Origin of the sequence: Corallococcus sp. AB049A (genome assembly GCF_003668885.1) — a bacterium.
Classification (GTDB): Bacteria; Myxococcota; Myxococcia; order Myxococcales; family Myxococcaceae; genus Corallococcus; species Corallococcus interemptor.
In genome coordinates, this window is record NZ_RAWL01000110.1 from 1 (window position 1) to 21,873 (window position 21,873).

Sequence of the window (21,873 nt, forward strand, 5' to 3'; positions counted from 1 at the left end):
AGGGCGATCCGCTTGGCCGACCCCAATCTCGTCAGCGCCGCGAACTCGAGCACCGGCTCCCTGACGAACTCACCAGGGCGATCCGCTTGGCCGACCCTCACGCGATCCATGCCCCCGGTCCTTGACATGGGCAGCGTGGTGAATCTCGAAGGGGAGATGACTGACGCGCTGGCCCCAGCGGTGGCCGGGGCCAGCGCGTATGTGCAGGCGGCCGACAAGGCCCACGCGGACGAGACGGGATGGGTGGAGGGGCGCAAGGAGGGCCGGGGCCATCGTGCCTGGCTGTGGGTGGCAGCCACGGCCCGGGTGGTGGTGTTCCACATCGCGCGAAACCGTAGCGGCAAGGTAGCCCAAGCCCTGCTGGGGAAGGACTTCCTGGGCATCCTCACCACGGACAGGTGGAGCGGGTATGACTGGTATGACAAGGGCTTGCGCCAACTTTGCTGGAGCCATCTCACACGCGACTTCCAAGGCTTCATCGACCGCGGAGGCGAGGGCGGTCGTCTGGGCACACGGTTGATGCGTGAGCGCAACCGCTTCTTCAAGTGGTGGCATCGGGTGCGCGACGGAACCCTGGCTCAATCGGATTTCGAGCAGCGGATGAAGAAGGTGCGGCGCACGGTGGGCAAGCTGCTGCGTCAAGCCGAGGTGCGCGCGGAGAAGAAGACGGCGGGCATGGCGCGAGAAATCCTCCAGTTGGAGGAGTGCCTTTGGACGTTTGTCGATGTGCCCGGCATCGAGCCGACGAACAACTTCGGCGAGCAGTGCATCCGCCACGCCGTCATGTACCGCAAGACGTCATTCGGAACGCAAGGCCCCGAGGGCAGCCGCTTCATTGAGCGCATCTTCACCGCGGTCTCCACGCTCAAGCGACAAGAGCGGGGTGTGCTGGACTTCCTGACGGACACGCTGCGCACGCACCGTCGGGGCCTACCGCCACCCTCGCTGCTGCCTCTCGCGGAGGCTCCTCAGTTCGCGAACGCAGCATGAGCCGGTGAACGGTTACCAGCGTGCGACATACGTGCGACACGTGAGGAGGACGCCGCCAACTACTCGTAAATACAGGGCGAAATAGTGCCGAAGGCGGGATTCGAACCCGCAACCTCCGCGTTCTGAGCGCGGCGCCTCTACCAATTGGGCTACCCCGGCGGGTGTGTCTGGGATTGTTTCTGAAGTCGGGATGACTGGATTCGAACCAGCGACCTTGCGCGCCCGAGGCGCACGCTCTCAACCAGGCTGAGCTACATCCCGAAGGTGTTGTTCCGACCGCCGAGGGAGGACCCGGACACGACAAGGGCCGGGTCCCCCCTCAGGGAACCCGGCCCCCGTCCACGCCATCCCGGGTGACCGGGGGGCGGGTGCGAGCGTCAGGTCCCGGGCGCACTGCCACGGAAGGATGCGATGGCCAGCTCCAGAAGCTCCGGAGTGGTCAGCTTCGTGGCGGGGCGCTGCGGGTCCAGCTCATTCAGGTTCTGCATGGGGCATCCCTCCTTTCTTGGGGAGGAATGACGGGGCGATGACTCCGTTCCTGACAGGCCGCGAACCCGGTGAGGGAAAAACGCGGGGACTTCCGTTCACGGGAGGCGGCCCATTTCCGCCGCCTTTTCCTGGAGCCTCCCCCGTGAAGTCGTCATCGAATCGCTTCGCCCTTGCCGTCACCGGTGTCGCCTGGCTGCTGGGCGCCGCCCCCGTCCACGCCGCAACGCCCGCGGCCTCCGGCCCGCGTGAAATCGCACGGGTCGACGGGGCTCGGGGCAACCACGTCCTCTGGCTCGAGAACGACGACGGCGCGGTGGACATCGCCGTCATGGCGACCTTCCCGCAGCGCCCGCTCGTGGCCCCGCTCTTCCTCAAGAAGCACACTCCGGCGGAGGTGTTCCTCGCGCTGGCTCCTGCCCGGCAGGAGCTGCCGGCGGCGCTCGCGCGCCAGTCCGTCTTCGCCATGGACTTCTCCGCGCGCGAGCAGTTGCAACGGGAGAACGCGGACGCGCTCGCGGCGCTGCCCACCGGATTCGATTCCGGCGGCCAGTCCCTGACCGCGGGGTGCTCGGCGTCCTTCCGGGCCTGGACCGCCTCCGTGTACGGCGATGCCACGTGCGGCGACTCGAGCCAGGAGGTCATCAGCACCGCCTACCCGAGCGATACGTACTGCACCAGCGGGTGTGACTTCCCGCTCGGGTCCCAGGACAGCTACACGTGTCAGCCCAAGCTCCGCTCCTGCGACATCGTCGAGGGCACGGCCACGGTGGTCCGGCTCCGCGCCAGCAACTGGTGGAATGGCCCCAGCTTCAACCACCCGGGGCACTCGGCCCACTTCGCTGTCTCCAATTGCAGTGGCAATGGGCCCGTCACCTTCAACCGCCAGCGCGGCGCGTCGGGCACCATTGCCGTCCAGGTGCCGGTCAACAGCATGCTCAACTACGTGATGGGGGCACCCATCGTTCCCGGGAACGCCGCCAACTTCGTCGCCTATGGCGCGTGGAAGAAGGGAAAGACGGCGAGCGGTGACACGTACGTGAGCAACAGCATGTCCGTGGACGCCAACGGCGGCACCGACGACCGGGTGATTGCCTGCGGTGACATCCAGACGGAGTACTCCCTGCAGGATGTGTCGTCGCCCACCTGCCACGGCTCCGACATCTCGCTGTGCAGTGGCGGCAACTGCACCAGCTCCTGCTTCTACTGTTCGGGCGGCAGCTGCCCCACCAACTGAGGGGGGCTGCTCTCAGCCCGCGATACGAGCGCAATGCCAGGCACCAACGCCGAGGCAATCAGGGGCTTGCGGAGTGGCTTCCATTCCACATTCCTGTCCGAGGCGCGGATGGCGGTCTTCCAATGAAACAGGCCCGGTTGCGATGACGGAGGTGATGGGATTCCTGAACAGGATTTCCTGGGGGGCTTCCGATGCATTGGATGAGGAATCAGGTGTGGGCCGTGCTGGGCGTGGCGCTGCTGGAAGTGCTCGGCTCCAGCGGGTCCCTGGATGGCGAAGCGCAGGAGGAATGGGGCGCCAAGCGGTCGGCGAAGAAGGTGATGCCGCTGGGCGACTCAATCACCCAGGGGGCGGCAGGGCACGCCAGCTACCGGTGCCAGCTCTGGTGGAAGCTGACATCGAGCGGCTACAGGGCGGACTTCGTGGGCACCCTGTCCACGGGCTACCTGGGGGCGAACACCTGCTCCTCCATCTGGTTCGACCGCGACCATGAGGGCCACTGGAGCTGGCGGGCGGATCAGGTGCTCGCGAACATCTCCAACTGGGCTGCGAGCACGCATCCCGACCTGGTGCTCATCCACCTGGGCACCAACGACACGTACCATGAGCAGACAGAGGACAGCACTGTGTCGGAGTTGGAGCAGATCATCGACCGGCTGCGCGTGGTGAACCCCCGGGTGAAGGTGTTCCTGGCCCAGCTCATCCCCACCTCGGGCGCCGCGCTGTCGCTGAAGCTCCAGTCCCTCAACCAGCGCATGCCCTCACTGGCCGCGGCCAAGAGCACGGAGGAGTCGCCTGTCTACGTGGTGGACCAGTGGACCGGCTTCAACCCCGCAACGGACACGTATGACGGGATCCATCCGAATCTCCTCGGTGAGGAGAAGATGGCGGAGCGCTGGTACCAGGCCATCCGCGAGCACCTCTGACGTCCCCTGCCATCCAGGGTGACCGGGGGGCGGGTGCGAGCATCCCTCCTTTCTGGGGAGGCGTGACAGGGTGATAATTCCGTCCCGGACACGCACCTCGCGGAGACACCCATGACGGAGCTCGAGACCTCGGCTGCCTTCGAGCAGCACCTGCGCGAAGGCCGGAGCCTTGCCAACGTCATCCTCCAGGGCCTGGACCTGCGCGCGTGCAGCGACGCGCTCCTGAAGGCGGACCTCACCGGCACCGTCTTCCTGGGCTGCGTCCTGGAGCCCGCGACCCTGCAGCAGGTCCTCGCGCGGGGCGCCATGGTGTTCCCGCCGTTCTCCGGGCTGCCCTACTGCCCGTACCGGGGCACCCTCTACACACCCGAGGAGCTGTACGCGGGCTTCGACCCGACCCAGCCGGACACCTACGCGGACACGCTGGACGCGCGCATCTACGCGCACTGGAACTCGCGCGGTGGGGCGCATCCTCCGTCCATCCTGGAGACCCTGGCGCAGCGGCTTCACGACCACGCCATCAGCGACGCGTTGGAGGATGCGCTGCTGGACCAGGGCCGGCCCCGCCGGGTGGTGGCCATCATGGGCGGGCACTCCATGCTGCGCGGCCAGGAGGACTACCGCTCCGTGGCGGAGCTGGCCCGCGCGCTGGCGCGTCTGGGCTTCTTCCTGGTGAGCGGCGGCGGCCCGGGCGCCATGGAGGCCACGCACCTGGGCGCGTGGTTCGCCGGCCGGGCGGATGAGGACCTGGACGCGGCGCTCGCGGTGCTGGCGCGGGCGCCGTCCTACAAGGACCGGGACTGGCTCGCGCGCGCCTTCGAGGTGCGCGCCACCTGGCCCCTGCGCGACGCGGCGGCCATGGGCGACAGCCTGGGCATCCCCACCTGGCTCTACGGCCACGAGCCGCCCAACCCCTTCGCCACGCGCATCGCGAAGTACTTCGCCAACAGCGTGCGCGAGGAGGGCCTGCTCACCATCGCGCGGGGCGGCGTCGTCTACTCCCCCGGCAGCGCGGGCACCGTGCAGGAGATCTTCCAGGACGCCTGCCAGAACCACTACAACACCGTGGGCGTCATCAGCCCCATGCTCTTCCTGGGGCGCGAGTTCTGGACGAAGACGCGCCCCGTGTACCCGCTGCTGGAGCACCTGGCCCTGGGGCACGAGTACGCACGTCACCTGCTGCTCACGGACTCGAAGGAGGACATCGTCCAGGCGCTGGTGCGCTTCGACGCCGAGCGGCAGGCCCTGGCGCGGGCGGGCTGACCGCGACGGCTCAGCCCTGAGGGGTGACGGAGTTCAGGTTCACGAAGGCATCCCGCTTCACCCCGTGCTTGAGGAAGTCCTGCACCGCCCGCGCGAGCGTCGCGGCCAGCAGGCCCAGCAGGGGCAGGTGCTCGCCGCCCTCGCAGGTGGCCTGTCCGTGGGTGTCCTCGGCGTCGGGGGTGAAGCGCTCATCCCAGCGCACCAGCCCGAACATGCCGTCCGCGGACACCGCGCCGTGCACCAGCGGCGTGCCCGTCTTCCGGGCGTGGTCGCTGAGCAGCTGGCGGCTGTCCTGGTTGTCGAAGGCGTCCACCAGCAGGTCCGCGCCCCTGCACAGCGCCTCCACGTTGTCGCGCGTGAGGCGCACGCCGAAGGCCTCCGCCTTCACGCCGTGCAGGTTGTGCAGCTGGAGCTTCAGCGCCTCCGCCTTGTTCTTGCCGACGGACGGCTTCACGTAGGCCTGCGACAGCAGGTTCTTCGACTCCACCCGGTCGAAGTCCACGAACACCAGCGTCGCGTCCAAATTGCGGCACAACAGCGCCGCCGTGGACCCGATGGCCCCCACGCCACAGAAGACGATGCGCATGGTGGCCGCCCTCAGCACGCCCCGAAGGGCACCTTCGGACGCAGGTAGATGCGCTCCTCGCCGTGCGCGCCGCGGAAGCGGTCCACGACGTAGTGCTGGAAGGCATCCTCGTTCAGATGGAAGCGGTGCAGGCCCGGGATGCCGCCCGAGCGCACCAGCTCCACCGCGATGCGGCGCACGTCCCCGTCGCTGATGTGCCGCTCCAGCTCCACCGGCACGTCCGCCGAGTGTCCGTCGAAGGTGATGTTGAGCGTCGCCATGGGTCGCGTGCCTCCAGCAAAGGGAATCCCGGCCCGGGACGGCGCCCCCTCCCGCTTCCTGACAACCCGCCCCGGTCAGGACGGCCGCAGCGTGCCCGCGGCCTCCGGGCCGGTGTGGTCCGTGCTCTTCGTGACGGACTCCCAGCGGTCCAGTTCGCCGTTCAGGACGCCCATCCGCTCGCGCGTGCGGCGCAGCGCGTCCGAGCCCAGCACCAGGTGCAGCGGCGGTGCCTCCGAGACCACCGCAGCCACGATGGCCTTCGCGCCCAGGGCCGGGTCGCCCAGCTGCTTGCCTGAGATTTTGCCCAGGTACTCCACCACCGCGCCGGCGGTCTTCGCGTAGTCCTCGATGCGGCCCTGCGTCTCCCGCCGCGAGTGCTGGGACAGGAAGTCCGTGCGGAACGCGCCCGGTTCCACCAGCGTCACCTTCAGGCCCAGCGGCGCCACCTCCTGCGCCAGGCTCAGCGACAGGCCCTCCAGCGCGCACTTCGCCGCCGCGTACAGCCCCGAGCCCGCCATGGGCGCCAGCCCCGCGATGGACGTGATGTTCACGATGTGCCCCCGGCGCTGGGCCCGCATGAACGGCAGCACGGCCTGCACCACGTGCAGCGGCCCGAAGAAGTTCACGTCGAAGACGTGGCGGAACTGCTCCGGCGTCGTCTCCTCGATGGCGCCCAAGAGGCCGTAGCCCGCGTTGTTCACCACCACGTCCAGGCGCCCGTGCAGCGCGTGCCCCTGCTTCACCACCTGGGGAATCCGGGCGGTGTCGGTCAGCTCCAGCGGCAGCACGTGCAGCGCGCCGGCGGGGGCCTCCAGGTCCGACTTCCCGTCACGCGTCGTCCCGATGACGCGCTCGCCCCGGGCAAGGACGGCCTTCGCCAGCTCCCTGCCCAGCCCCCGCGAGATGCCCGTGATGAACCACACCTTCGAGTCGTTCGTTGCCATGGCGCCGTGTCCTCTCTTGCAGCCGTGTGTCCGTGGATGGCTTCAAGATAGCGGCGGGGATTCTGTTGAGAATGCGCGGCAGTCCTCATGGCTTGTGAAGAAAGCCGTACAGAATCAGGAGGACCACGCCTGGCGCAGGAACTGGACGAAGGCGCGCACCGGCGGCGCCGTGTGCTTCTGCTTCGGGTAGTAGAGGAAGAAGCCGGGGAAGGGCGCGCACCAGTCCTCCATCAGCGCCACCAGCTTCCCGGACTGCACGAAGGGGCGCACGCGCTCCTCCGCCCAGAACGCGATGCCCACGTCTTGAAGCGCGGCGGACAGCGCGAGCGCGCGGTCGGTGACGACGAGCGGCCCCTTCACCGCGATGGAGAACCAGTCGCCGCCGCCCTTCTTGAACTCCCACGCGTAGATGCCGCTGGAGCCCGGCTGGCGCCAGTTGATGCACCGGTGCTTGAGCAGGTCGCGAGGATGTCTGGGCGTGCCGTGCTTCGCGAGGTAGCGAGGCGAGGCGACCGGAACCTGGCGCAGGTGGCCGCCCAGCTTCATCGCCACCATGTCGTGGTCCAGCCACTCCCCCAGCCGGATGCCCACGTCGAAGCCTCCGGCCACCAGGTCCGTGAGGGCGTCATCCACCGTGACGTCCAGCACGATGTCCGGATGGGCCGCGTGGAACTTCCCGAACAGCGGCTCCAGGAAGGAGATGGCGCCGAAGCGGGCTGCTTGGATCTTCACCGTGCCGGCGGGCGTGTCGCGGAGGTCCTTCACGTCCGCCACCGCCGCCTCCAGTTCCTCCATGGCCGGCTTCAGCCGTGAGAGGAGCCGGGCCCCGGCCTCCGTCACCGCGACGCTCCGGGTGGTGCGGTTGAGCAGGCGGACTCCCAGGCGCTCCTCCAGTGCCCGCAGCGTCTGGCTGAGCGCGGAAGGGGAGACGCGCAGGTGCGCCGCGGCGCGCGTGAAGTTGCCGTGCTCCACGATGGCCGCGAAGGCCTTCAGGTCCGCGAAGTCATTCCCACGCATTCTGTATGCACTCCTTCACAATCCGCCCAGTCTATGTCCGTCGCCTTCCGCCCGGAGGATGCACAGTGTTGGGTTCACGGGAGGAGACGCATGGAGTCACCGCGAGCACCGCACCACTGGAACGTCACGCCCACGGAGGCCGTGGCGCTGCAGAAGCGCCTGCGCGAACAGCTCATCCTCGAACCGCCACCGGGCCTGCGCGTCACGCGGCTGGCGGGCGCGGACATCTCCACGGAGAAGGGCAACGACACGGGCTATGGCGGCATGGTGGTGCTGGACGCGGCGACGCTCCAGCCGGTGTCCCGCGCGGTGGCCACGGCGCGGCTGACGTTCCCCTATGTCCCCGGCCTGCTGTCCTTCCGCGAGCTGCCGGTGCTGGCCGCCGTCTGGGAACGGCTCACGGTCCGCCCGGACGTGCTCATCTTCGACGGCCAGGGCACCGCGCACCCGCGACGGGTGGGCATCGCCTGTCATGGCGGGCTGCTCTTCGACATCCCGTCCATCGGCTGCGCCAAGTCGCTGCTGGTGGGCACGCCCGGGAAGCTCGCGGAGCGGCGGGGCGCCACGTCTCCCATCACCCACAAGGGGGAGGTGGTGGGCATGGCGGTCCGCACCCGCGCGGGCGTCAGCCCCGTGTACGTGTCCCCCGGCCACCGCATGGACCTGGACACCGCCGTGGAGTGGGTGTTGAAGGCCAGTCCCCGCTACCGCGAGCCGGAGACGACGCGCCACGCGCACCGGCTGGTGAACGCCTTCCGCCGCGCGGGTGGCGAGACCGCGGAGCTGGAGGAGGGGAGTCCCGGATGAAGCCCGTGGGGTTGATGCTGATGGTGGCGGGCCTGGGGCTCGCCGTCGTGGGACTGCTGGTGTGGGCCGGGGCCTTCTCCTGGTTCGGCCGGCTGCCCGGGGACATCCGCGTGGAGAGCGGGAACACCCGCGTCTACGCGCCGCTGGCGTCCATGTTCCTCATCTCCGTGCTGCTGAGCCTGGGCGCCTGGGGGGTGCGCCGCTTCTTCTAGGACTTTGGGCGTGAAGCCCCCTGCCCACGGCTTGAGAAGGCGAGAACCCTGCCGGGCCGCCCTGGCGGCGTCGCGCCGGAAAAACCTGTCCGACAGTCGGACAGGTTTTTTCGCCGCGCCGGGCGGGGGCGGGCGGATTTCCACTCAAGGATGCGCGCCTTGCGCGTCTGTCCGGCAGGAACGACCCGCCTGGTAGGACGCTTGCTGTTCTGGTGGACAGGGGAGGCCCTGCCACCAGGGACAGGCGGGGGGCATGGGGACGGCCGGGGAGTGGATCCGCGCTGTTGGACCGCGCAGCATGCGGCCCCCGCTCCGGATGTCACCGGTGGGGAATAAAAGCAGCATCTGGATAACGGCGGCGGTCAGGCCGCCCCGAGGTGAGCATGCGCAGGCTGTCATCCCCGTTGAGCGAGCTGGCATCCCATTACCCCGTGGTCGTCGTGGGGTCGGGCTATGGCGGGGGCATCACCGCCAGCCGGCTGTCTCGCGCGGGTCAGCAGGTGTGCGTGCTGGAGCGCGGGCGGGAGATGCACCCCGGGGAGATGCCGCGCACGCCCACACAGGCGCTGGCCGAGTTCCAGCTCCACCTGGCCCCGGGACAGGGAGACCTGGACGTGGGCAGCCCCACGGGCCTCATCGAGGTGCACCGCAACGGCGACGTGTCCGTCATCGACGGCTGCGGCCTGGGCGGCACGTCGCTCATCAACGCGGGCGTCACCATGCGGCCCGACCCTCGTGTGTTCGAGGACCCCCGCTGGCCCGCGGCCCTGCGCGCCGATGTCCACGGCCTGTTGGAGGACGGCTTCACGCAGGCGGAGCTGATGCTGCGGCCCCTGCCGTACCCGGAGGACCATCCGCCGCTGCAGAAGCTCAAGACGTTCGGCATCTCCGCGGAGAAGCTGGGCGGACGGCTGACGCGGCCTCCGGTGGCCGTGACGTTCGAGGCGGGCGTCAACGCCGCGGGCGTGCGGCAGCCGGGGTGTTCGCTGTGCGGTGACTGCGCCACGGGCTGCAACACCGGCGCGAAGAACACCGTGCTGATGAACTACCTGCCGGACGCGCACGCGCACGGCGCCCGCATCTTCACCGAGGTGTCCGTGCGCGCGGTGGTGAAGGACGGCGCGAAGTGGCGCGTCTACTACCGCCCCCACAACACCGGCCGCGAGCGCTTCGACGCGCCCGACGCCTGGCTCACCGCGGACCACGTCGTCCTGGCGGCCGGGACCATGGGCACGGCGGAAATCCTGCTGCGCTCGCGCGAGCAGGGCCTGTCCGTGTCCCCGAAACTGGGCCACCACTTCAGCAGCAACGGCGACGTGCTGGCCTTCGGCTACAACCTGGACATGCGCGTCCACGGCGTGGGCCACGGCGAGCAGGACCATGAGAAGCGCGACCCGGTGGGCCCCTGCATCGCGGGCGTCATCGACCAGCGCGACACCGCGCGGCTGGACGAGGGGATGATCATCGAGGAGGGCACCATCCCCGGCGCGCTCGCGTCGCTGATGCCCGCGGCGCTCGCGGGAGCCGCGGCGCTGGTGGGCGAGGACACCGACGAGGGCATCCTGGACTGGGTCCAGGAGCGCATCCGCCAGGCGGACAGCTTCGTGCGAGGCCCGGACCACGGCGCGGTGGAGCACACGCAGACGCTGATGGTGATGTCGCACGACGAGGGCAAGGGCGAGCTGCGGCTGGAGCACGACCGCGTGCGCCTGCACTGGCCGGACGCCGGACGCGACCCGCAGCTCACCCGCATTGAAGAGCGCCTGCGCCGGGCCACCGCCGCGCTGGGCGGCACCTTCGTGCGCTACCCGCTCTGGTCCGAGGCCTTTGGCAAGGAGCTGCTGTGCACGCACCCGCTGGGCGGCTGTGTCATGGCCGAGCGGGCGGAGGACGGCGTGGTGGACCACGAAGGGCGCGTCTTCTCCGGCGCCTCCGGCCACGCGGTGCATGAGGGGCTGTACGTGTCCGACGGCTCCGTGGTGCCGCGCTCGCTGGGCATCAACCCGCTGCTCACCATCTCCGCCGTCGCCGAGCGCGCCTGCGCCCTGATGGCGAAGCGCCACGGGTGGACCATCGACTACGCGCCGCTGCCGGAGGCCACGGCGCCCCAGGCCCCCGGGCCCGTGGGCGTGCGCTTCACGGAGACGATGCACGGCTTCGTGTCCGGTGACGTGAAGGCCCCGCACCTGGAGGCCGGCGACCCGGAGCGCGACGACGCCACGCCCCTGCGCTTCGTGCTCACCGTGACGGCGGAGGACCTGGACGCGACGCTGCGTGACGAGCGCCACCCGCTGAAGCTGATGGGCACGGTGACGGCGCCGGTGCTGTCGTCCCGCCCGCTGGTGGTGACGCGCGGCGAGCTGCGTCTGATGACCCGCGAGCACGCCCGGCCGGGCGGCCAGCGGATGGAGTACCTGCTGCACCTGCTCAGCGAGTCCGGCGAGGCCTACTACCTGGAGGGCTACAAGGACCTCTACGACGACCCGGGCCTGGACCTGTGGAAGGACACCACGACGCTGTTCGTGTCCCTGCACCGGGGGAATGGCCCGGAGGCGCCGTGCATCGGGAAGGGCTTCCTGCGGCTGACGGCGGAGGAGTTCACCCGCCAGCTCACGACCCTGCGCGTGCTCAACGCCCGGGACGGCATGCAGCGGGCGGAGGCCCTGGCCCGCTTCGGCGGCTTCTTCTTCGGCGCCCTCTGGGACACCTACGTCCGGCGCGTGGCCGCCTAGCAGTCAGGCAGCCGGCGGACAGTGCGGAGGTCCGCGATGACGTGCCCTCCGGGGCGGGCATGGGCACCCTGTTACCCACCGGGACCGACAGGGAGGACCCCCATGGCTGAAGACCGTGATCCGCAGCGCCGCTCGGGCGCACCCCAGGAAGAGGAGCATGCGGAGGAGCGGCGCGAGCTGTCCGTCGAGGAGCGGCGTGCGCGGCGCAGTGCGATGCGGGCCAGTCAGACGTATGCCCGCTTCATCGACCACCTCTGTGACCGCGGGGGCATGTCCCCGGCTGTCGCCCAGCAGGCCGCCGTCTCCGTGCTCTGCGGTCTGGAGCAGCGCATCCAGGCGGATGAGTCGCAGGACCTGGAGGCGCAACTGCCGCGCAGGCTCACGGAGCTCTTGCACCGCTGCGAGCGCCACGACGCCGAACCCCGCCCATCGAAGTTCGGCCGCGATGAGCTCCTGAAGCTGGTGGGCGAGGACCTGGCCCTGACGCCGGACGCGGTGGAGCCGGTGGTGCGCGCGGTGATGGACGCCGTCCGCCATCAAATCAGCGAAGGCGAAGCGGAGGACGTGAGCGCCCAGCTGCCAGCGGACATCCGCCACCTTTGGCTGCCGACGATGTGAGGCCGGCTGTTAAGGTCTCCGGCACACGCTTGCCGGAGACCGCGCATGGCCCTCGATGATGACTTCAGCGCCGCACAGAGCCGGGTGAAGACGCTGTCCAAGGCTCCCTCCAACGACACGCTGCTGGAGCTTTACTCGCTCTACAAGCAGGGCACGGAAGGGGACGTGCAGGGCAAGCGCCCCGGCATGCTCGATATCAAGGGCCGCGCGAAGTACGACGCGTGGGCCGGCCGCAAGGGGCTGGCGAAGGACGCCGCGAAGCAGCAGTACGTGGCGCTCGTGGACCGGCTCCTGCGCGGGTAGACACGGCCCCTCATGTCCCCCTGGCTCCGGATGATGCTGTTCCTCGTGCCGGTCACCGCGCTGCTCGCGCTGGCGCACGTCTACCTGTACCGCCGCCTGGTGCGAGACGTGACGGCGAGCCGGGGCCTGCGCCGCGCGGGGATGGGGCTCTTCGCCGGGGGGCTGGTGGGCTCGCTGGGCGCGCGGATGGTGGGAGGAATGTTCTCCTCCGAGGTTGCTCGGGGGACGGGCATCGCGCTGCTGGTGTGGATGGGGCTGGTGCTCTACCTGCTCATGTTCACCCTGGGGATGGACGTGGTGCGGGGCGTGCTCGCCCGGGTGCGCAAGGCTCCGGAGCCTTCGGAGCCACCGTCACCGGAGCGCCGGGCCTTCCTCGCCCGGGGCGTCGCGGCGGGGGCCACCGTGGCGGGCGCGGCGGTGAGCAGCTTCGGCACCTGGCGTGCGTTCCATCCGCCGGACGTGCGCGACATCCCGGTGCGGCTGCCCGGGCTGCCCAAGGCGCTGGAGGGCTTCACGTTGGTGCAGCTCACCGACATCCACATCGGCGGTGTGTTGCAGCGCCGGTTCGTGGATGAGCTGGTGGCTCGCGCGAACGCGCTCAAGCCGGACCTCATCGCGGTGACGGGCGACCTGGTGGACGGCACGGTGCCGGAATTGGGGCGCTACGTGGCCGGCTTCGGCGCGCTGAAGGCGCGGCACGGCGCGTACTTCGTCACCGGCAACCACGACTACTACTCCGGCGTGGAGGCGTGGACGGAGTTCGTGCGGGGGCTGGGCCTCACCGTGCTGCGCAACCGCGCGGTGACCATTGGAGACGCGGGCGCGTCGTTCGACCTGTTGGGCGTGGACGACTGGAGCGCGAGCCGGTTCGGCGAGGCCGGGTATGACCTGGACGCGGCGATGAAGGGCTTGCGGCCGGACCGCGCGTCGGTGCTGCTGGCGCACCAGCCCTCCAACTTCGAGGTGGTCGCCCAGCGCGGCGTGGGGCTCCAGATTTCAGGGCACACGCACGGCGGACAGATGTTCCCGGGCAACGTGCTGGGCCAGCTCATCTGGGGCGAGCAGAACGCGGGGTTGAGCAAGCTGGGGGATTCGCACCTCTACGTCAGCCGCGGGTGCGGCTTCGTGGGGCCTCCCATGCGCGTCGCCGCGCCGCCGGAGATTGCCCGCATCATCCTGCTGCCGGGCTGAAGCCCGCGGCTCACGGTTTGCGGTGGGCCCGCTCCAGGAGCAGGCCGTCCTCCTGGAGGATGGTCGGTCCGGGCCGGGGCCGTCCGTACAGGAGCCCCGAGGCGATGCGCAGCGGCGCGGCCCACGCGGGCTCGTCACTCACCAGCACGTCCTCGCCGCCGATGCGGACCACCATGCCGTCGGGGGCCACCACGGAGAAGCGCAGCGGCCGGCCCAGCGCCGCCTGGAGCGCGGCCATGGTGGTCTCATCCTCCTGGGAGAAGGCCAGCGGGCCCTCCGGGTGGCTGTGCGTGATTTCGACCAGCAGATCCCTCAGGCTCCAGATGGCCTCCCACCGGGCGCGGGAGTCCGGCAGGGCCAGCGGGTCATCGAAGGAATCCCCCCACAAGATCCGGTCTCCCGGACCGATGAGCAGGCACACCTCGCGCGTCGTCGACATGAAGTTCGTCCTCCCGAATGGCCCGTACCGACGTGGCGGACGGGCCCGGCCGGACACGCGGGTTTCAGGCGTGCCGGGTGATGACCAGCGCGTCCGTGTCGATGGCCTCCCGGAGCACGGAGGGCAGGCTCTCCAGCGTGACCCGGGTGTCCGCGCCGGCGAGGCACACGCCCGCGTCGCGCACGCGCAGCGTCGCGGCCTCCACCACCGTGACGAAGCGCTCGCCCATGAACGTGTAGACGACCTCCAGCAGGCCGTCCCCCAACCGCCGGTGGCCCAGCAGCCGCGCGCCGGCCTTGTCCAGCGCGCGCTCCACCCGCGCGCCGGCCTCGGACTGCGCGCGCCAGTGCTCCTGTCGCGTGTGGCTCCGGCCGGTCCGTGACGCCTCCCCGCGCACATGCCCTGGCAGCGACCAGGCGACTTCGCGTCCGTCCACGTCCCGCCAGACCTCGGGCATTCCGTGCTCACGGCCGGTCGACGCAGGGGCCTCCGCTTCACGCCGGGCCTCCCGCTCCGCCTGCATCTGGAGGAAACGCGCACGCTCCTGCGCCAGCGCGCGCAGGCAACGCTCCGCCTCCTCGTGTCCCTCGCGCGCCACGTCGAGCACCCGCGCACGGGCCTCCACGGGCGCGAACGGGATGCGCGTGGCTCGCGACGCGGCCTCCAGCACGGAGAAGCCGAACGCCGCGCGCAGCGACGCACTCACGCCACGCGCGTCGCCCAGCCCCCGGTCCTCCTCCAGCGCCCGGCGGGCCGTCTCCTCCGCCTCGCCCTCGAACTCCACGCCGTCGAAGAGCAGCGTGCCGTCATGCCAGCGGCGCGCCGTCACCGGCGACAGTCGCGGCGGCTCCTCCTCCGGCATCAACGCCAGCGGCTCCGCCACCGCGCCCTCGCGCACCAGCCGCGTCCCCCAGACATGACCCCGCACGCGCGGCAGCGCCTCCATGCCTTCCGGAGACGCCAGCTCTCGCGCGGTGGCCTCGCGGCCCTTCACCTCGAAACGCCACCAGCCCGGAGCGACGGGCCAGGTGACGCGCAGGCGGCGTGCAGGTGCGTCCACGGTCCCGCCGCCGAAATACGGCAGCACCGCCGACTCCACCTTCCCGAGCAGCTTCCGGTAGTCCACGCCCCTGCCTCCTGTCTCACGCCACCTTCAGCAGCGGCGTGCCCATCACCCGGTCCACCCAGCCGGACTGACTGGCCCCCGCCTCGCGCGGAGCGTCCATCAGCGCCTGGAGCACGCGCGGCACCTGGTACGGATCCGCGAACTGCCCCACGCTCACCTCACTGAAGGGCACGCCCAGCTGCTTCGCGCCCGAGCGCACCGTGCTGCCGCGCGCCCCCGCCACGCTCACCAGCAGCGCCATGGCCGCCACGCTGTAGCCACACGCGTGGAAGGCCTTGGCGAACTGGTCGCCCGCCTCGCCCGCCTCGTCACCCACCACCATCACCACCAGCTTCGCCTCCGCCGGAATGCGAACCCCGGAGCGGTGCAGCGCGTACACTCCGGCCGCGTGCACCGTGCCGCCGGAGGCCTTCAGTCCGGACAGCATGTGCTGCACCGCCGTGCGGTTCGCCGCCTTGGGCTGCAGCACCGTGCCCATGGTGTCGAACGCCGCCACGTGCAGCTTGTTCAGCGGGAAGCCCGCTAGGATGCGCGACAGCGCCTCCTTGGACTGCTCGATGGCGCCCTCCATGGACCCCGACTTGTCGATGAGGAACATCACCCGCACGTCCGTCTCCGCCGTCGCCTCCGCCACCGCCTTCTTCACGGCGTTGTCGCTCGCCTCCTCCAGCTTGCGGCGCACGTCCTCACCGCGGACGTTCTTCGCGATGTTCAGCGCGCGCTGATCCGTGGCGCTCGCCACCGCCCGCTCCCAGCGCGCCTTCACGGAAGGCTCCTGCAAGAGGCCCAGCTCCTCCAGCGTCGGCGTCATCAGCCGCAGGTCGCGGTCCGACAACGACGGCAGGAGCGTGGCCAGGATGGCGGGCGTCAGGCCCACGTCCTTCGGCAGCCGGCCCACGACCTCCTTGTAGGAGAGCCGCTCCAGTTCAATCCACTCGCAGATCTCCGCCTCGCAGAGGCCGTCGAAGCGCTCGCGCTTCACCAGCGTGAGCCCGTGCAGCCCCACCTGCCGGTGGCCGCCGTCCGCCTGCTTCTGCTTCCAGCCGAGCACCTCGAAGAAGCCCTGCGACTGGGGCTTGTAGCCCGCCTTGCGCGCCAGCTTCTTCAGCGTCTCCTTGTAGCCCGCCTTCACCAGGCCCTGGAGCATGGGCAGGTTCGCCTCGCGCGCGGCCAGCCACTTCTGAGCCACGCGCTTCCAGCGGCCCAGGGGCGGCTTGCGCGACGCCGGGTCTCCGAAGCCCGCGGCGCGGTTGAGGCGCGCGATCTCCGGCGTCTCCAGCAGCTCCGCCACGCGCAGCACGGCCTTGGGCGTGAGCATCCGCGTGGAGCGGCGCACGTAGTGCAGCACCATGGCCTCGCCAATGGAGCGGTAGTCGTCGTCGTGGAAGGCGATGGTGCCCTGGCCGTCGCGCACGGGCTGGCCCGCGTGCTCCTGCACCAGCATCAGCGCGCAGGTGGCCACCTTCAGGTCGCGCCAGTCCGTCTGCGTCAGCGCGTACGACGCGAAGTGCGCCATCAGCGTGGGGTTGAGGCGGTAGAGCTCCAGCAGCTGGCCGTACAGCTTCACCGCGGCGGGCACGAACAGGCCCGGCGCCACCTTGCGGCCGTGCGCGCGCGCCTTCGCGTCCGCGTTGGCGGCGGCCACCCAGGTGCCGTTCACGTCCAGGCCGGGGCGGTGGTGCCACAGGTGGGCGGAGCCGCCGAGCACCACGTCGAGCAGCCGCTCGGCGGGTCCCCGCTGCGTCTCCGGAAGGGTCGTCTGGGTGCGAGCGGTCATGGCGGTCGTCCCCCTTTCGGGACGGAGGCATGCCCGGAGGGGCTGCCTGGGGTTGGGAGGGAAAAAGTGAGCGCCCGAGTGAGGAAGCCGGAAGGCTGAATTACGAATTCAGTGCCGGACCGCCGGCGGGCCATCCGCCTTGCGAGCGGAGGGGTGGAGTCGAACCACGGCGTGTAGGGCCTCTTCGGCCGGGCGCTCGAAAGCGATGCGCCCCTGGACGCCTCCCTGCCCGGAATCCTGACGGCGCCATTTCCGGGCCTTTTTCCGGGGGCTTACGGTCCGGTTCGGCCCTTCATGGAGGCGACCCGGCGCGTCATGAGCGGGCCCGCGAAAAAAGCGTGTCAGGAAACGCGAGGGGCTGGAGTCGGGCGTTCTGGTAACCAGTCGGAGGCTGTTCGCGGATGCAACGTGTTAATTTGCCGCGCCACATCCCCGTAACCCAACCTCTCGGGATGAGGACGTCCCGGGACAGCCTCCAGGGTCTTCCGGTGTACGAGCAGCTCACGGATGAGGAATTGTTCGCGGAGGTGACACGGCGCCGAGCCACGGGCGAGGCCGTCGGGACTCCGCTGGGGGCCTTGTGCGCGCGGTGGGCGCGCCCGGCCCGTTACGTCATCAGCAGGATCCAGGGCAGCTACGGACGCGGCTCGCCGGCGGACGCCGACGAGCTCTTCCAGGACGCGGTGGGGAAGTTCCTCGACCGGGGCCTGGATCAGTTCCGGGGCGTGTCCGAGCAGATGCCGGGCAGGAGCGCGTCTCCCAAGACGTTCTTCCTGCGCATCGTCAAGCACGTCGCCATCGACTTCTACCGGCGGCACCGGGAGGAGCTGGCGCCCGCGCCGGTGTCTCCCGACGACGTGATGGAAGAGACCCCGTCCGAGGTGGCCCGGGCGGTGGAGGGCGCACGGCGTCGCGAGGAGCGCGCCGAGGCGCAGGAACTGTACTGGGCCGCCTACGCCAGGCTCCAGCAGGAGCACCCAAAGGAGGCTTCCGCATGGGAGCTCTATCACCACGAGGACGTGGAGGATCACGAGGAATGCGCACGCCGTCTGAACATCAGCGTGGTGAACTCGTACAAGCGCGTCAGCCGCGCCCAGGCATACCTGCGTCTGTACCTGCTGGAGTTGCAGCGGGACGGACTGCCGGAGGAGCCGTCGTGAATCCCCGCGGAGGACTGAAGCCGTCCTTCGCCTCGCCCGGGATGTCGCGATGAAGGGCGACGCGCTGTCCCGCTACCAGGCCCGGTACGCGCGCCTGGGCGCGGGACCCCTCACGGTGGGTGAGCTGTTGGAGGTGGTGGGGGATGTGCTGCGCCGCTCGGACCGGCTCGGCACGGACGGGGTGGAGGAGGCCTTGAAGGGCCTCTCCCGCCCTGAAGTGGAAGCCTGGTTGTCCCAGCAGAAGCCGCAGGCGCTCCAGCCAGTGCTCCTGCGTGCCGCCGAGGAGTCGATGGAGGTGGCGCTGGGCGACGAGGGTGAAGAGGCGGAGCTGTGGCGTGCGTCCGCGCTGGAAGGACTGGCCGCCCGGGACCGGGCCGCCTCCGCCGCCCGCGCGCTCGTCACCTGGGAGCTGTTGAAGGGTCCGCTGGACGGGGACGCGAGCGCCGCGCGTGAGCGCTTCCTCGGGGCGCTGGGCCACCTGGACTCCGCGCTGCGCTCCCGGGCGCGCTGGTTCATCCCGCTCAACGCCGAGCGCCGCGCCGAGCGCGACCTGCTGGACCCCGTGGAGCGCCCCGGCGCCTGGTGGTTCTCCGCTCGGGCCGCCTGCGATGACCTGGTGGCGTCCTGGACGGGCCGCCCCATGAAGGACCCGGAGCACCTGAAGGACTGTGCCAGTTGCCGCGCGGACCGCGCGGACACGGCGGTGGTGGACGCCCCCCCGCGCCGCCACCTCACCGACGACGAGCTGTGGCGCCTGGACTCCGGCGAGATGGGCCGCGAGGAGCGCGAGCGCGTGGAGGCCCACACGGCGAGCTGCGGCGAGTGCGCCCAGGCCGTGCTGGCGCTGGAAGAGGGCGACGCCGCCATCGACGAGGCGCTGGAGCTGGAGGAGGAGGGCGCGCAGGCCCCGCGCGCGGCGCGAGACTCCCGCGCGGACCTGTCCCGGCGCCCCAGCGCGGCCCGGCTGCCGGAGCACCGCGAGGTGCTGGAGGAGCGTCGCGACTTCCGCGTGGTGCTGGTGCGCGAGCGTCAGCGGCTGAGGCTCCTGGTTCAACCCCTGGGTGCGAGGCCCGTGACGGCCGCCGTCTTCCTGTCGCCTGGACGCCCGGCGCTCAAGCCCACGCAGGGACCGGAGGGATTGTCCTTCGACCTGTCCTCGGCGCTGGCCACCGGCGCGCACTCGGCCCACCTCACGGTGCAGGCCGGGCAGGAGACGCTGGAGCGCGACTTCGCGTTCTGAAGTGAAGCGCGCAACGCGGCGGAAGGTGGGAACCTTCCGCCTCTGCTCCCGCCCTACTGGAGCTGGGAGGCCGGTTCGTTCCGGCCGGAGGAGTCGTAGGGCTGGGGTGAGCGCACCGGCGGGCTGGGCGCTGGGAGGAGGCCTCGCGAGGGGCCGGCCCGCACGCCGCCGGACAGGAACGCCGCCACCAACTGCGTGAGCGGCGGCCGGGTGGCGAGTGCCACGCCGCAGACCTCCAGGCGCTGCTGTTCGAAGCGCCCCGCGGTCTGCCGGTACACGTTGCAGCCCTTCGGCGTGGAGGCGCCCGTATCCCGGTCGAACTGCTGGTGGTCGGTGCCCCAGCGGATGCGCAGGGCGTCCGGCGTGAGCCGGATGGACAGCGGCTCTCCGCCCCAGGTGCCCTCGATGAGGGTGGCGGAGCCGCCGGCGCGGACCTTCACGGACAGGTCCCGCCGCTCGTAGGTGCCGTTCACCTCGATGCCGTGCTCGAAGAGCTCGTCGCCGAACTCGCCCTTCCACGACGGGCCCTTGCCGCGCACGAGCGGCGTCGCCGTCTGCACGCGCTGCGTGTCGAACCACGCGGTGCCGACCCGGCCCAGGGGCGTGTTCGCCTTGGCCTGGGGCCCGTCCTCCAGGCCCTGGGGACCGGAGGGCAGGGGCTGCGGAGGCGTGAGCAGGTCCGTCGTCTTCACGGACGCGTCCACCGTCTCGAAGCGCACGCCGCCGAGCCACGCCTGGCCGGCGCCGCTCATGATGAGGCCCGCCATGATGCGGGTGGCCTCCATGGGCACGTCCAGCACCACGTCGTAGCGCTGGCAGCCGTGGGTGCCCACCAGCGCGCGGGACTGCATGTTGTCGAAGGCGAGCGGATGCTTGGGGTCCGTGCCCTCCACGCGCATCCACAGCCCCGCCCAGCCCTTCACGTCCTGGTGGCGCACGGCCGCGGAGAAGCGCAGGCGCTTGCCCCGGAAGTCCTTCGCGCTGAAGGCCTGCATGAACGTGCCGAAGCTGTCCGTGGCCTGCGTGCGCGAGCGAAGGAAGGCGCTGCGCGTGCCCTCGCAAGGAGAGGCCTCATCCACGCCGGCCTCGTAGTGCTGGGGCGCGCTCTCCGTGACGTACCAGCCCTGCGGCAGCTTCGCGCGCGAGGCGTCCGGAGCGGCGGGCATGCCGCCCTGAGGAGTGGGTGGGGGAGTCTGGGCCGCCGCGACGGGCGCCCAGAGCGCGAGGAGCAGGCCGGGGAGGCGTTTTCGGAGCGTCATCGCGGAGGTCCTCACAGGGCGGCCGGCCGCGAGCTCAGGGCCACCTGGGTCAGCCCGCTGGACGCGTCGTAGCGGGGGACCTCGCCCTGTCCCCCGGGGTGATACACGAGCAGCCCGCGCGCGCTCGCGGACTTGAGGCACTGCTCCTGCGTGGCCAGGTCCGGGCACGCGACCACGATGTCCCGGGGCGCCTCCTCCGTCTCCACCGCCGCGATGGCCGGCGCCTCCACGGGCGTCACGGCCGGGGACACCGCCTCACCGCCAGGCCGCAGCATCAAGAACGCGGAGGCCGCCACGGCGACCAGCGCCGCGACGGCGGCGGGACGGTGCCAGCGCGCGGGGCGCACCACCACGGACTCGCGCGGCGTGGCGGCGGCGACCTGGTACAGCTGCTCCTCCAGCAGGGCCTCCTCCTGGAGGAGGCGCGCGCACGGCTCGCACGTGAGCGTGTGGGCCTCCAGCTCCGCCGCGGCTTCGGGCGGCAGCGCGCCCAGCAGGTACTGCTCCGTGCGGTCGCGGGTGAGGTGCGGCGTGGGCCGGGTCATGGGTGTTCCTCTTCGAGCGCGGTGCGCAGCTTCTTGCGGACCTCGCACAAAATCTGTCGCACGCGCTGGACGGACAGCCCGACGCGGGAGGCGACTTCGGCATGGGGAAGCCCCTGGCCGTCACAGGCCAGGAGGAAGACGTTGCGCGCGCCCGGAGACACCTGCTCCAGCGCGCTCCGGGCCCGGGACAGCTGCTCCTCCGACAAGAGGCGCACCTCCGCGGACTGCGACGGGTCCACCGGCTGCTGGCGCTCCGGCAGGTCCTCCACCGTGCCGTCCACGGACTCGCGCCGCGTGCGCCGGGCGTCATCCGACGCGAGGAACGCCGCCTGCGCGAGCGCGAGCGCAGGCAGGCGCAGCTCCGTGAGCTGGCCCCGCTGCTGCTGCTGGATGAGGCGCGCCCAGGTCTCCTGCGCCAGCTCCTGGGCCCGGTCCACCCGGATGCCCCGCGCCAGCAGGGACACCACCACCCGGCGCTGGTGCCGAGCGATGAGCGCGTCCCACGCGGCCCGCTCGCCCGTGAGCGCGCGCCGGGACAAGGCCTCCTCGTCCGGGCTCTCCGGTCGCGCGGCCCTGCCTGTGTCCTGCCGCGACTGGAGGGTCGTCATCCCCAAGCCCTGTACGGCTGCATCCATGCCGTCTTCCCGTTGCGTGCCGCGCTCGTCCTCCAGGGCACGTTCCGGCCCCGGGCTCCCAGGGAAACGCGCCTCCAGGCCGGACATATCGACGGGAATGGGCAAGGGGGGCCCGGGGT

At 71.0% G+C, this 21,873-nt stretch carries 21 protein-coding genes, 2 tRNA genes and 1 pseudogene; 12 read left to right on the forward strand and 12 right to left on the reverse strand.

Features of this window, described 5'->3' with window-relative positions; all coding sequences use genetic code 11:
• Positions 1-120: 120 nt before the first annotated feature.
• Positions 121-990: pseudogene (gene tnpC / locus D7X55_RS14455) on the forward strand (IS66 family transposase); the annotation flags it as partial.
• Between the two features lie 85 nt (positions 991-1,075).
• Here tnpC and D7X55_RS14460 read toward each other — a convergent pair.
• Positions 1,076-1,149 (reverse strand) — tRNA-Leu (locus D7X55_RS14460).
• Positions 1,150-1,175: 26 nt separating this feature from the next.
• Positions 1,176-1,251 (reverse strand) — tRNA-Pro (locus D7X55_RS14465).
• Between the two features lie 370 nt (positions 1,252-1,621).
• Here D7X55_RS14465 and D7X55_RS14470 point away from each other — a divergent pair.
• From D7X55_RS14470 to D7X55_RS14480, 3 genes are all read left to right on the forward strand, one after another.
• Entirely contained in the window at positions 1,622-2,713 is a 1,092-nt protein-coding gene (locus D7X55_RS14470) for a hypothetical protein (RefSeq protein ID WP_121723353.1), read from the forward strand.
• Between the two features lie 200 nt (positions 2,714-2,913).
• On the forward strand, positions 2,914-3,639 hold the full coding sequence (locus D7X55_RS14475; protein WP_233609850.1) for an SGNH/GDSL hydrolase family protein: 726 nt from the start codon (positions 2,914-2,916) through the stop codon (positions 3,637-3,639).
• 111 nt (positions 3,640-3,750) lie between these two features.
• A complete protein-coding gene (locus tag D7X55_RS14480) occupies positions 3,751-4,902 on the forward strand; it encodes an LOG family protein (RefSeq protein WP_121723354.1) in 1,152 nt (383 codons plus the stop codon).
• A 10-nt stretch (positions 4,903-4,912) separates the two neighbouring features.
• Here the strand turns inward: D7X55_RS14480 and D7X55_RS14485 are convergent, their stop codons facing one another.
• From D7X55_RS14485 to D7X55_RS14500, 4 genes are all read right to left on the reverse strand, one after another.
• The gene (locus D7X55_RS14485) at positions 4,913-5,488 is read right to left on the reverse strand and encodes a ThiF family adenylyltransferase (protein WP_120551630.1); all 576 of its coding nucleotides are present in this window, start codon (positions 5,486-5,488) and stop codon (positions 4,913-4,915) included.
• 11 nt (positions 5,489-5,499) lie between these two features.
• Positions 5,500-5,748: a hypothetical protein gene (locus D7X55_RS14490; protein WP_120551629.1), complete on the reverse strand. Its 249-nt coding sequence runs from the start codon at positions 5,746-5,748 to the stop codon at positions 5,500-5,502.
• Between the two features lie 75 nt (positions 5,749-5,823).
• Positions 5,824-6,693, reverse strand: a complete 870-nt coding sequence (locus D7X55_RS14495) for an oxidoreductase (RefSeq protein ID WP_121723355.1) — start codon at positions 6,691-6,693, stop codon at positions 5,824-5,826.
• Positions 6,694-6,807: 114 nt separating this feature from the next.
• Entirely contained in the window at positions 6,808-7,710 is a 903-nt protein-coding gene (locus tag D7X55_RS14500; protein ID WP_121723356.1) for a LysR family transcriptional regulator, read from the reverse strand.
• Positions 7,711-7,800: 90 nt separating this feature from the next.
• On the opposite strand from D7X55_RS14500, the gene nfi reads away from it, so the two are divergent.
• From nfi to D7X55_RS14530, 6 genes are all read left to right on the forward strand, one after another.
• A complete protein-coding gene (gene nfi / locus D7X55_RS14505; RefSeq protein WP_407921768.1) occupies positions 7,801-8,517 on the forward strand; it encodes a deoxyribonuclease V in 717 nt (238 codons plus the stop codon).
• Entirely contained in the window at positions 8,514-8,729 is a 216-nt protein-coding gene (locus D7X55_RS14510) for a DUF2905 domain-containing protein (protein WP_121723358.1), read from the forward strand. The genes nfi and D7X55_RS14510 overlap by 4 nt, the downstream gene beginning before the upstream one ends.
• A gap of 383 nt (positions 8,730-9,112) precedes the next feature.
• The gene (locus D7X55_RS14515; RefSeq protein WP_121723366.1) at positions 9,113-11,461 is read left to right on the forward strand and encodes a GMC family oxidoreductase N-terminal domain-containing protein; all 2,349 of its coding nucleotides are present in this window, start codon (positions 9,113-9,115) and stop codon (positions 11,459-11,461) included.
• Positions 11,462-11,563: 102 nt separating this feature from the next.
• Complete coding sequence (locus D7X55_RS14520; protein WP_121723359.1) at positions 11,564-12,079, forward strand: DUF2267 domain-containing protein; 516 nt, start codon at positions 11,564-11,566, stop codon at positions 12,077-12,079.
• A gap of 45 nt (positions 12,080-12,124) precedes the next feature.
• Entirely contained in the window at positions 12,125-12,382 is a 258-nt protein-coding gene (locus D7X55_RS14525; RefSeq protein WP_120528614.1) for an acyl-CoA-binding protein, read from the forward strand.
• 12 nt (positions 12,383-12,394) lie between these two features.
• Positions 12,395-13,573, forward strand: a complete 1,179-nt coding sequence (locus tag D7X55_RS14530; RefSeq protein WP_121723360.1) for a metallophosphoesterase — start codon at positions 12,395-12,397, stop codon at positions 13,571-13,573.
• Between the two features lie 10 nt (positions 13,574-13,583).
• Here D7X55_RS14530 and D7X55_RS14535 read toward each other — a convergent pair whose 3' ends face one another.
• The 3 genes from D7X55_RS14535 to D7X55_RS14545 all read right to left on the reverse strand — a co-directional run bounded on the left by D7X55_RS14535 (position 13,584) and on the right by D7X55_RS14545 (position 16,915).
• Positions 13,584-14,012: a Mov34/MPN/PAD-1 family protein gene (locus tag D7X55_RS14535; RefSeq protein ID WP_121723361.1), complete on the reverse strand. Its 429-nt coding sequence runs from the start codon at positions 14,010-14,012 to the stop codon at positions 13,584-13,586.
• A gap of 64 nt (positions 14,013-14,076) precedes the next feature.
• Positions 14,077-15,138: a hypothetical protein gene (locus D7X55_RS14540; protein ID WP_121723362.1), complete on the reverse strand. Its 1,062-nt coding sequence runs from the start codon at positions 15,136-15,138 to the stop codon at positions 14,077-14,079.
• 16 nt (positions 15,139-15,154) lie between these two features.
• Positions 15,155-16,915 carry a VWA domain-containing protein gene (locus D7X55_RS14545; protein ID WP_121723363.1) on the reverse strand — a complete coding sequence of 587 codons (1,761 nt, stop codon included), beginning with the start codon at positions 16,913-16,915 and terminating at the stop codon, positions 15,155-15,157.
• Positions 16,916-17,403: 488 nt separating this feature from the next.
• On the opposite strand from D7X55_RS14545, the gene D7X55_RS14550 reads away from it, so the two are divergent.
• Positions 17,404-18,075 carry an RNA polymerase sigma factor gene (locus D7X55_RS14550; protein ID WP_120551618.1) on the forward strand — a complete coding sequence of 224 codons (672 nt, stop codon included), beginning with the start codon at positions 17,404-17,406 and terminating at the stop codon, positions 18,073-18,075.
• A gap of 49 nt (positions 18,076-18,124) precedes the next feature.
• Entirely contained in the window at positions 18,125-19,315 is a 1,191-nt protein-coding gene (locus tag D7X55_RS14555; protein WP_121723364.1) for a zf-HC2 domain-containing protein, read from the forward strand.
• Between the two features lie 53 nt (positions 19,316-19,368).
• Here D7X55_RS14555 and D7X55_RS14560 read toward each other — a convergent pair whose 3' ends face one another.
• The 3 genes from D7X55_RS14560 to D7X55_RS14570 all read right to left on the reverse strand — a co-directional run.
• Positions 19,369-20,574 carry an AraC family transcriptional regulator gene (locus D7X55_RS14560; RefSeq protein WP_120551616.1) on the reverse strand — a complete coding sequence of 402 codons (1,206 nt, stop codon included), beginning with the start codon at positions 20,572-20,574 and terminating at the stop codon, positions 19,369-19,371.
• An 11-nt stretch (positions 20,575-20,585) separates the two neighbouring features.
• Positions 20,586-21,119 (reverse strand): zf-HC2 domain-containing protein, encoded by a 534-nt coding sequence (locus D7X55_RS14565; protein WP_120551615.1) that lies wholly within the window; start codon positions 21,117-21,119, stop codon positions 20,586-20,588.
• Positions 21,116-21,873: RNA polymerase sigma factor (locus tag D7X55_RS14570; protein ID WP_233609851.1), on the reverse strand; the 758-nt coding region annotated here is incomplete at its 5' end. The genes D7X55_RS14570 and D7X55_RS14565, both read right to left, overlap by 4 nt.

Coding starts and splice junctions, on each gene's coding strand:
- D7X55_RS14475 (WP_233609850.1), top strand. CDS start 2,914: ATGAGGAATCAGGTGTGGGCCGTGCTGGGCGTGGCGCTGCTGGAAGTG.
- D7X55_RS14480 (WP_121723354.1), top strand. CDS start 3,751: ATGACGGAGCTCGAGACCTCGGCTGCCTTCGAGCAGCACCTGCGCGAA.
- D7X55_RS14485 (WP_120551630.1), bottom strand. CDS start 5,488: ATGCGCATCGTCTTCTGTGGCGTGGGGGCCATCGGGTCCACGGCGGCG.
- D7X55_RS14490 (WP_120551629.1), bottom strand. CDS start 5,748: ATGGCGACGCTCAACATCACCTTCGACGGACACTCGGCGGACGTGCCG.
- D7X55_RS14495 (WP_121723355.1), bottom strand. CDS start 6,693: ATGGCAACGAACGACTCGAAGGTGTGGTTCATCACGGGCATCTCGCGG.
- D7X55_RS14500 (WP_121723356.1), bottom strand. CDS start 7,710: ATGCGTGGGAATGACTTCGCGGACCTGAAGGCCTTCGCGGCCATCGTG.
- nfi (WP_407921768.1), top strand. CDS start 7,801: ATGGAGTCACCGCGAGCACCGCACCACTGGAACGTCACGCCCACGGAG.
- D7X55_RS14510 (WP_121723358.1), top strand. CDS start 8,514: ATGAAGCCCGTGGGGTTGATGCTGATGGTGGCGGGCCTGGGGCTCGCC.
- D7X55_RS14515 (WP_121723366.1), top strand. CDS start 9,113: ATGCGCAGGCTGTCATCCCCGTTGAGCGAGCTGGCATCCCATTACCCC.
- D7X55_RS14520 (WP_121723359.1), top strand. CDS start 11,564: ATGGCTGAAGACCGTGATCCGCAGCGCCGCTCGGGCGCACCCCAGGAA.
- D7X55_RS14525 (WP_120528614.1), top strand. CDS start 12,125: ATGGCCCTCGATGATGACTTCAGCGCCGCACAGAGCCGGGTGAAGACG.
- D7X55_RS14530 (WP_121723360.1), top strand. CDS start 12,395: ATGTCCCCCTGGCTCCGGATGATGCTGTTCCTCGTGCCGGTCACCGCG.
- D7X55_RS14535 (WP_121723361.1), bottom strand. CDS start 14,012: ATGTCGACGACGCGCGAGGTGTGCCTGCTCATCGGTCCGGGAGACCGG.
- D7X55_RS14545 (WP_121723363.1), bottom strand. CDS start 16,915: ATGACCGCTCGCACCCAGACGACCCTTCCGGAGACGCAGCGGGGACCC.
- D7X55_RS14555 (WP_121723364.1), top strand. CDS start 18,125: ATGAAGGGCGACGCGCTGTCCCGCTACCAGGCCCGGTACGCGCGCCTG.
- D7X55_RS14560 (WP_120551616.1), bottom strand. CDS start 20,574: ATGACGCTCCGAAAACGCCTCCCCGGCCTGCTCCTCGCGCTCTGGGCG.
- D7X55_RS14565 (WP_120551615.1), bottom strand. CDS start 21,119: ATGACCCGGCCCACGCCGCACCTCACCCGCGACCGCACGGAGCAGTAC.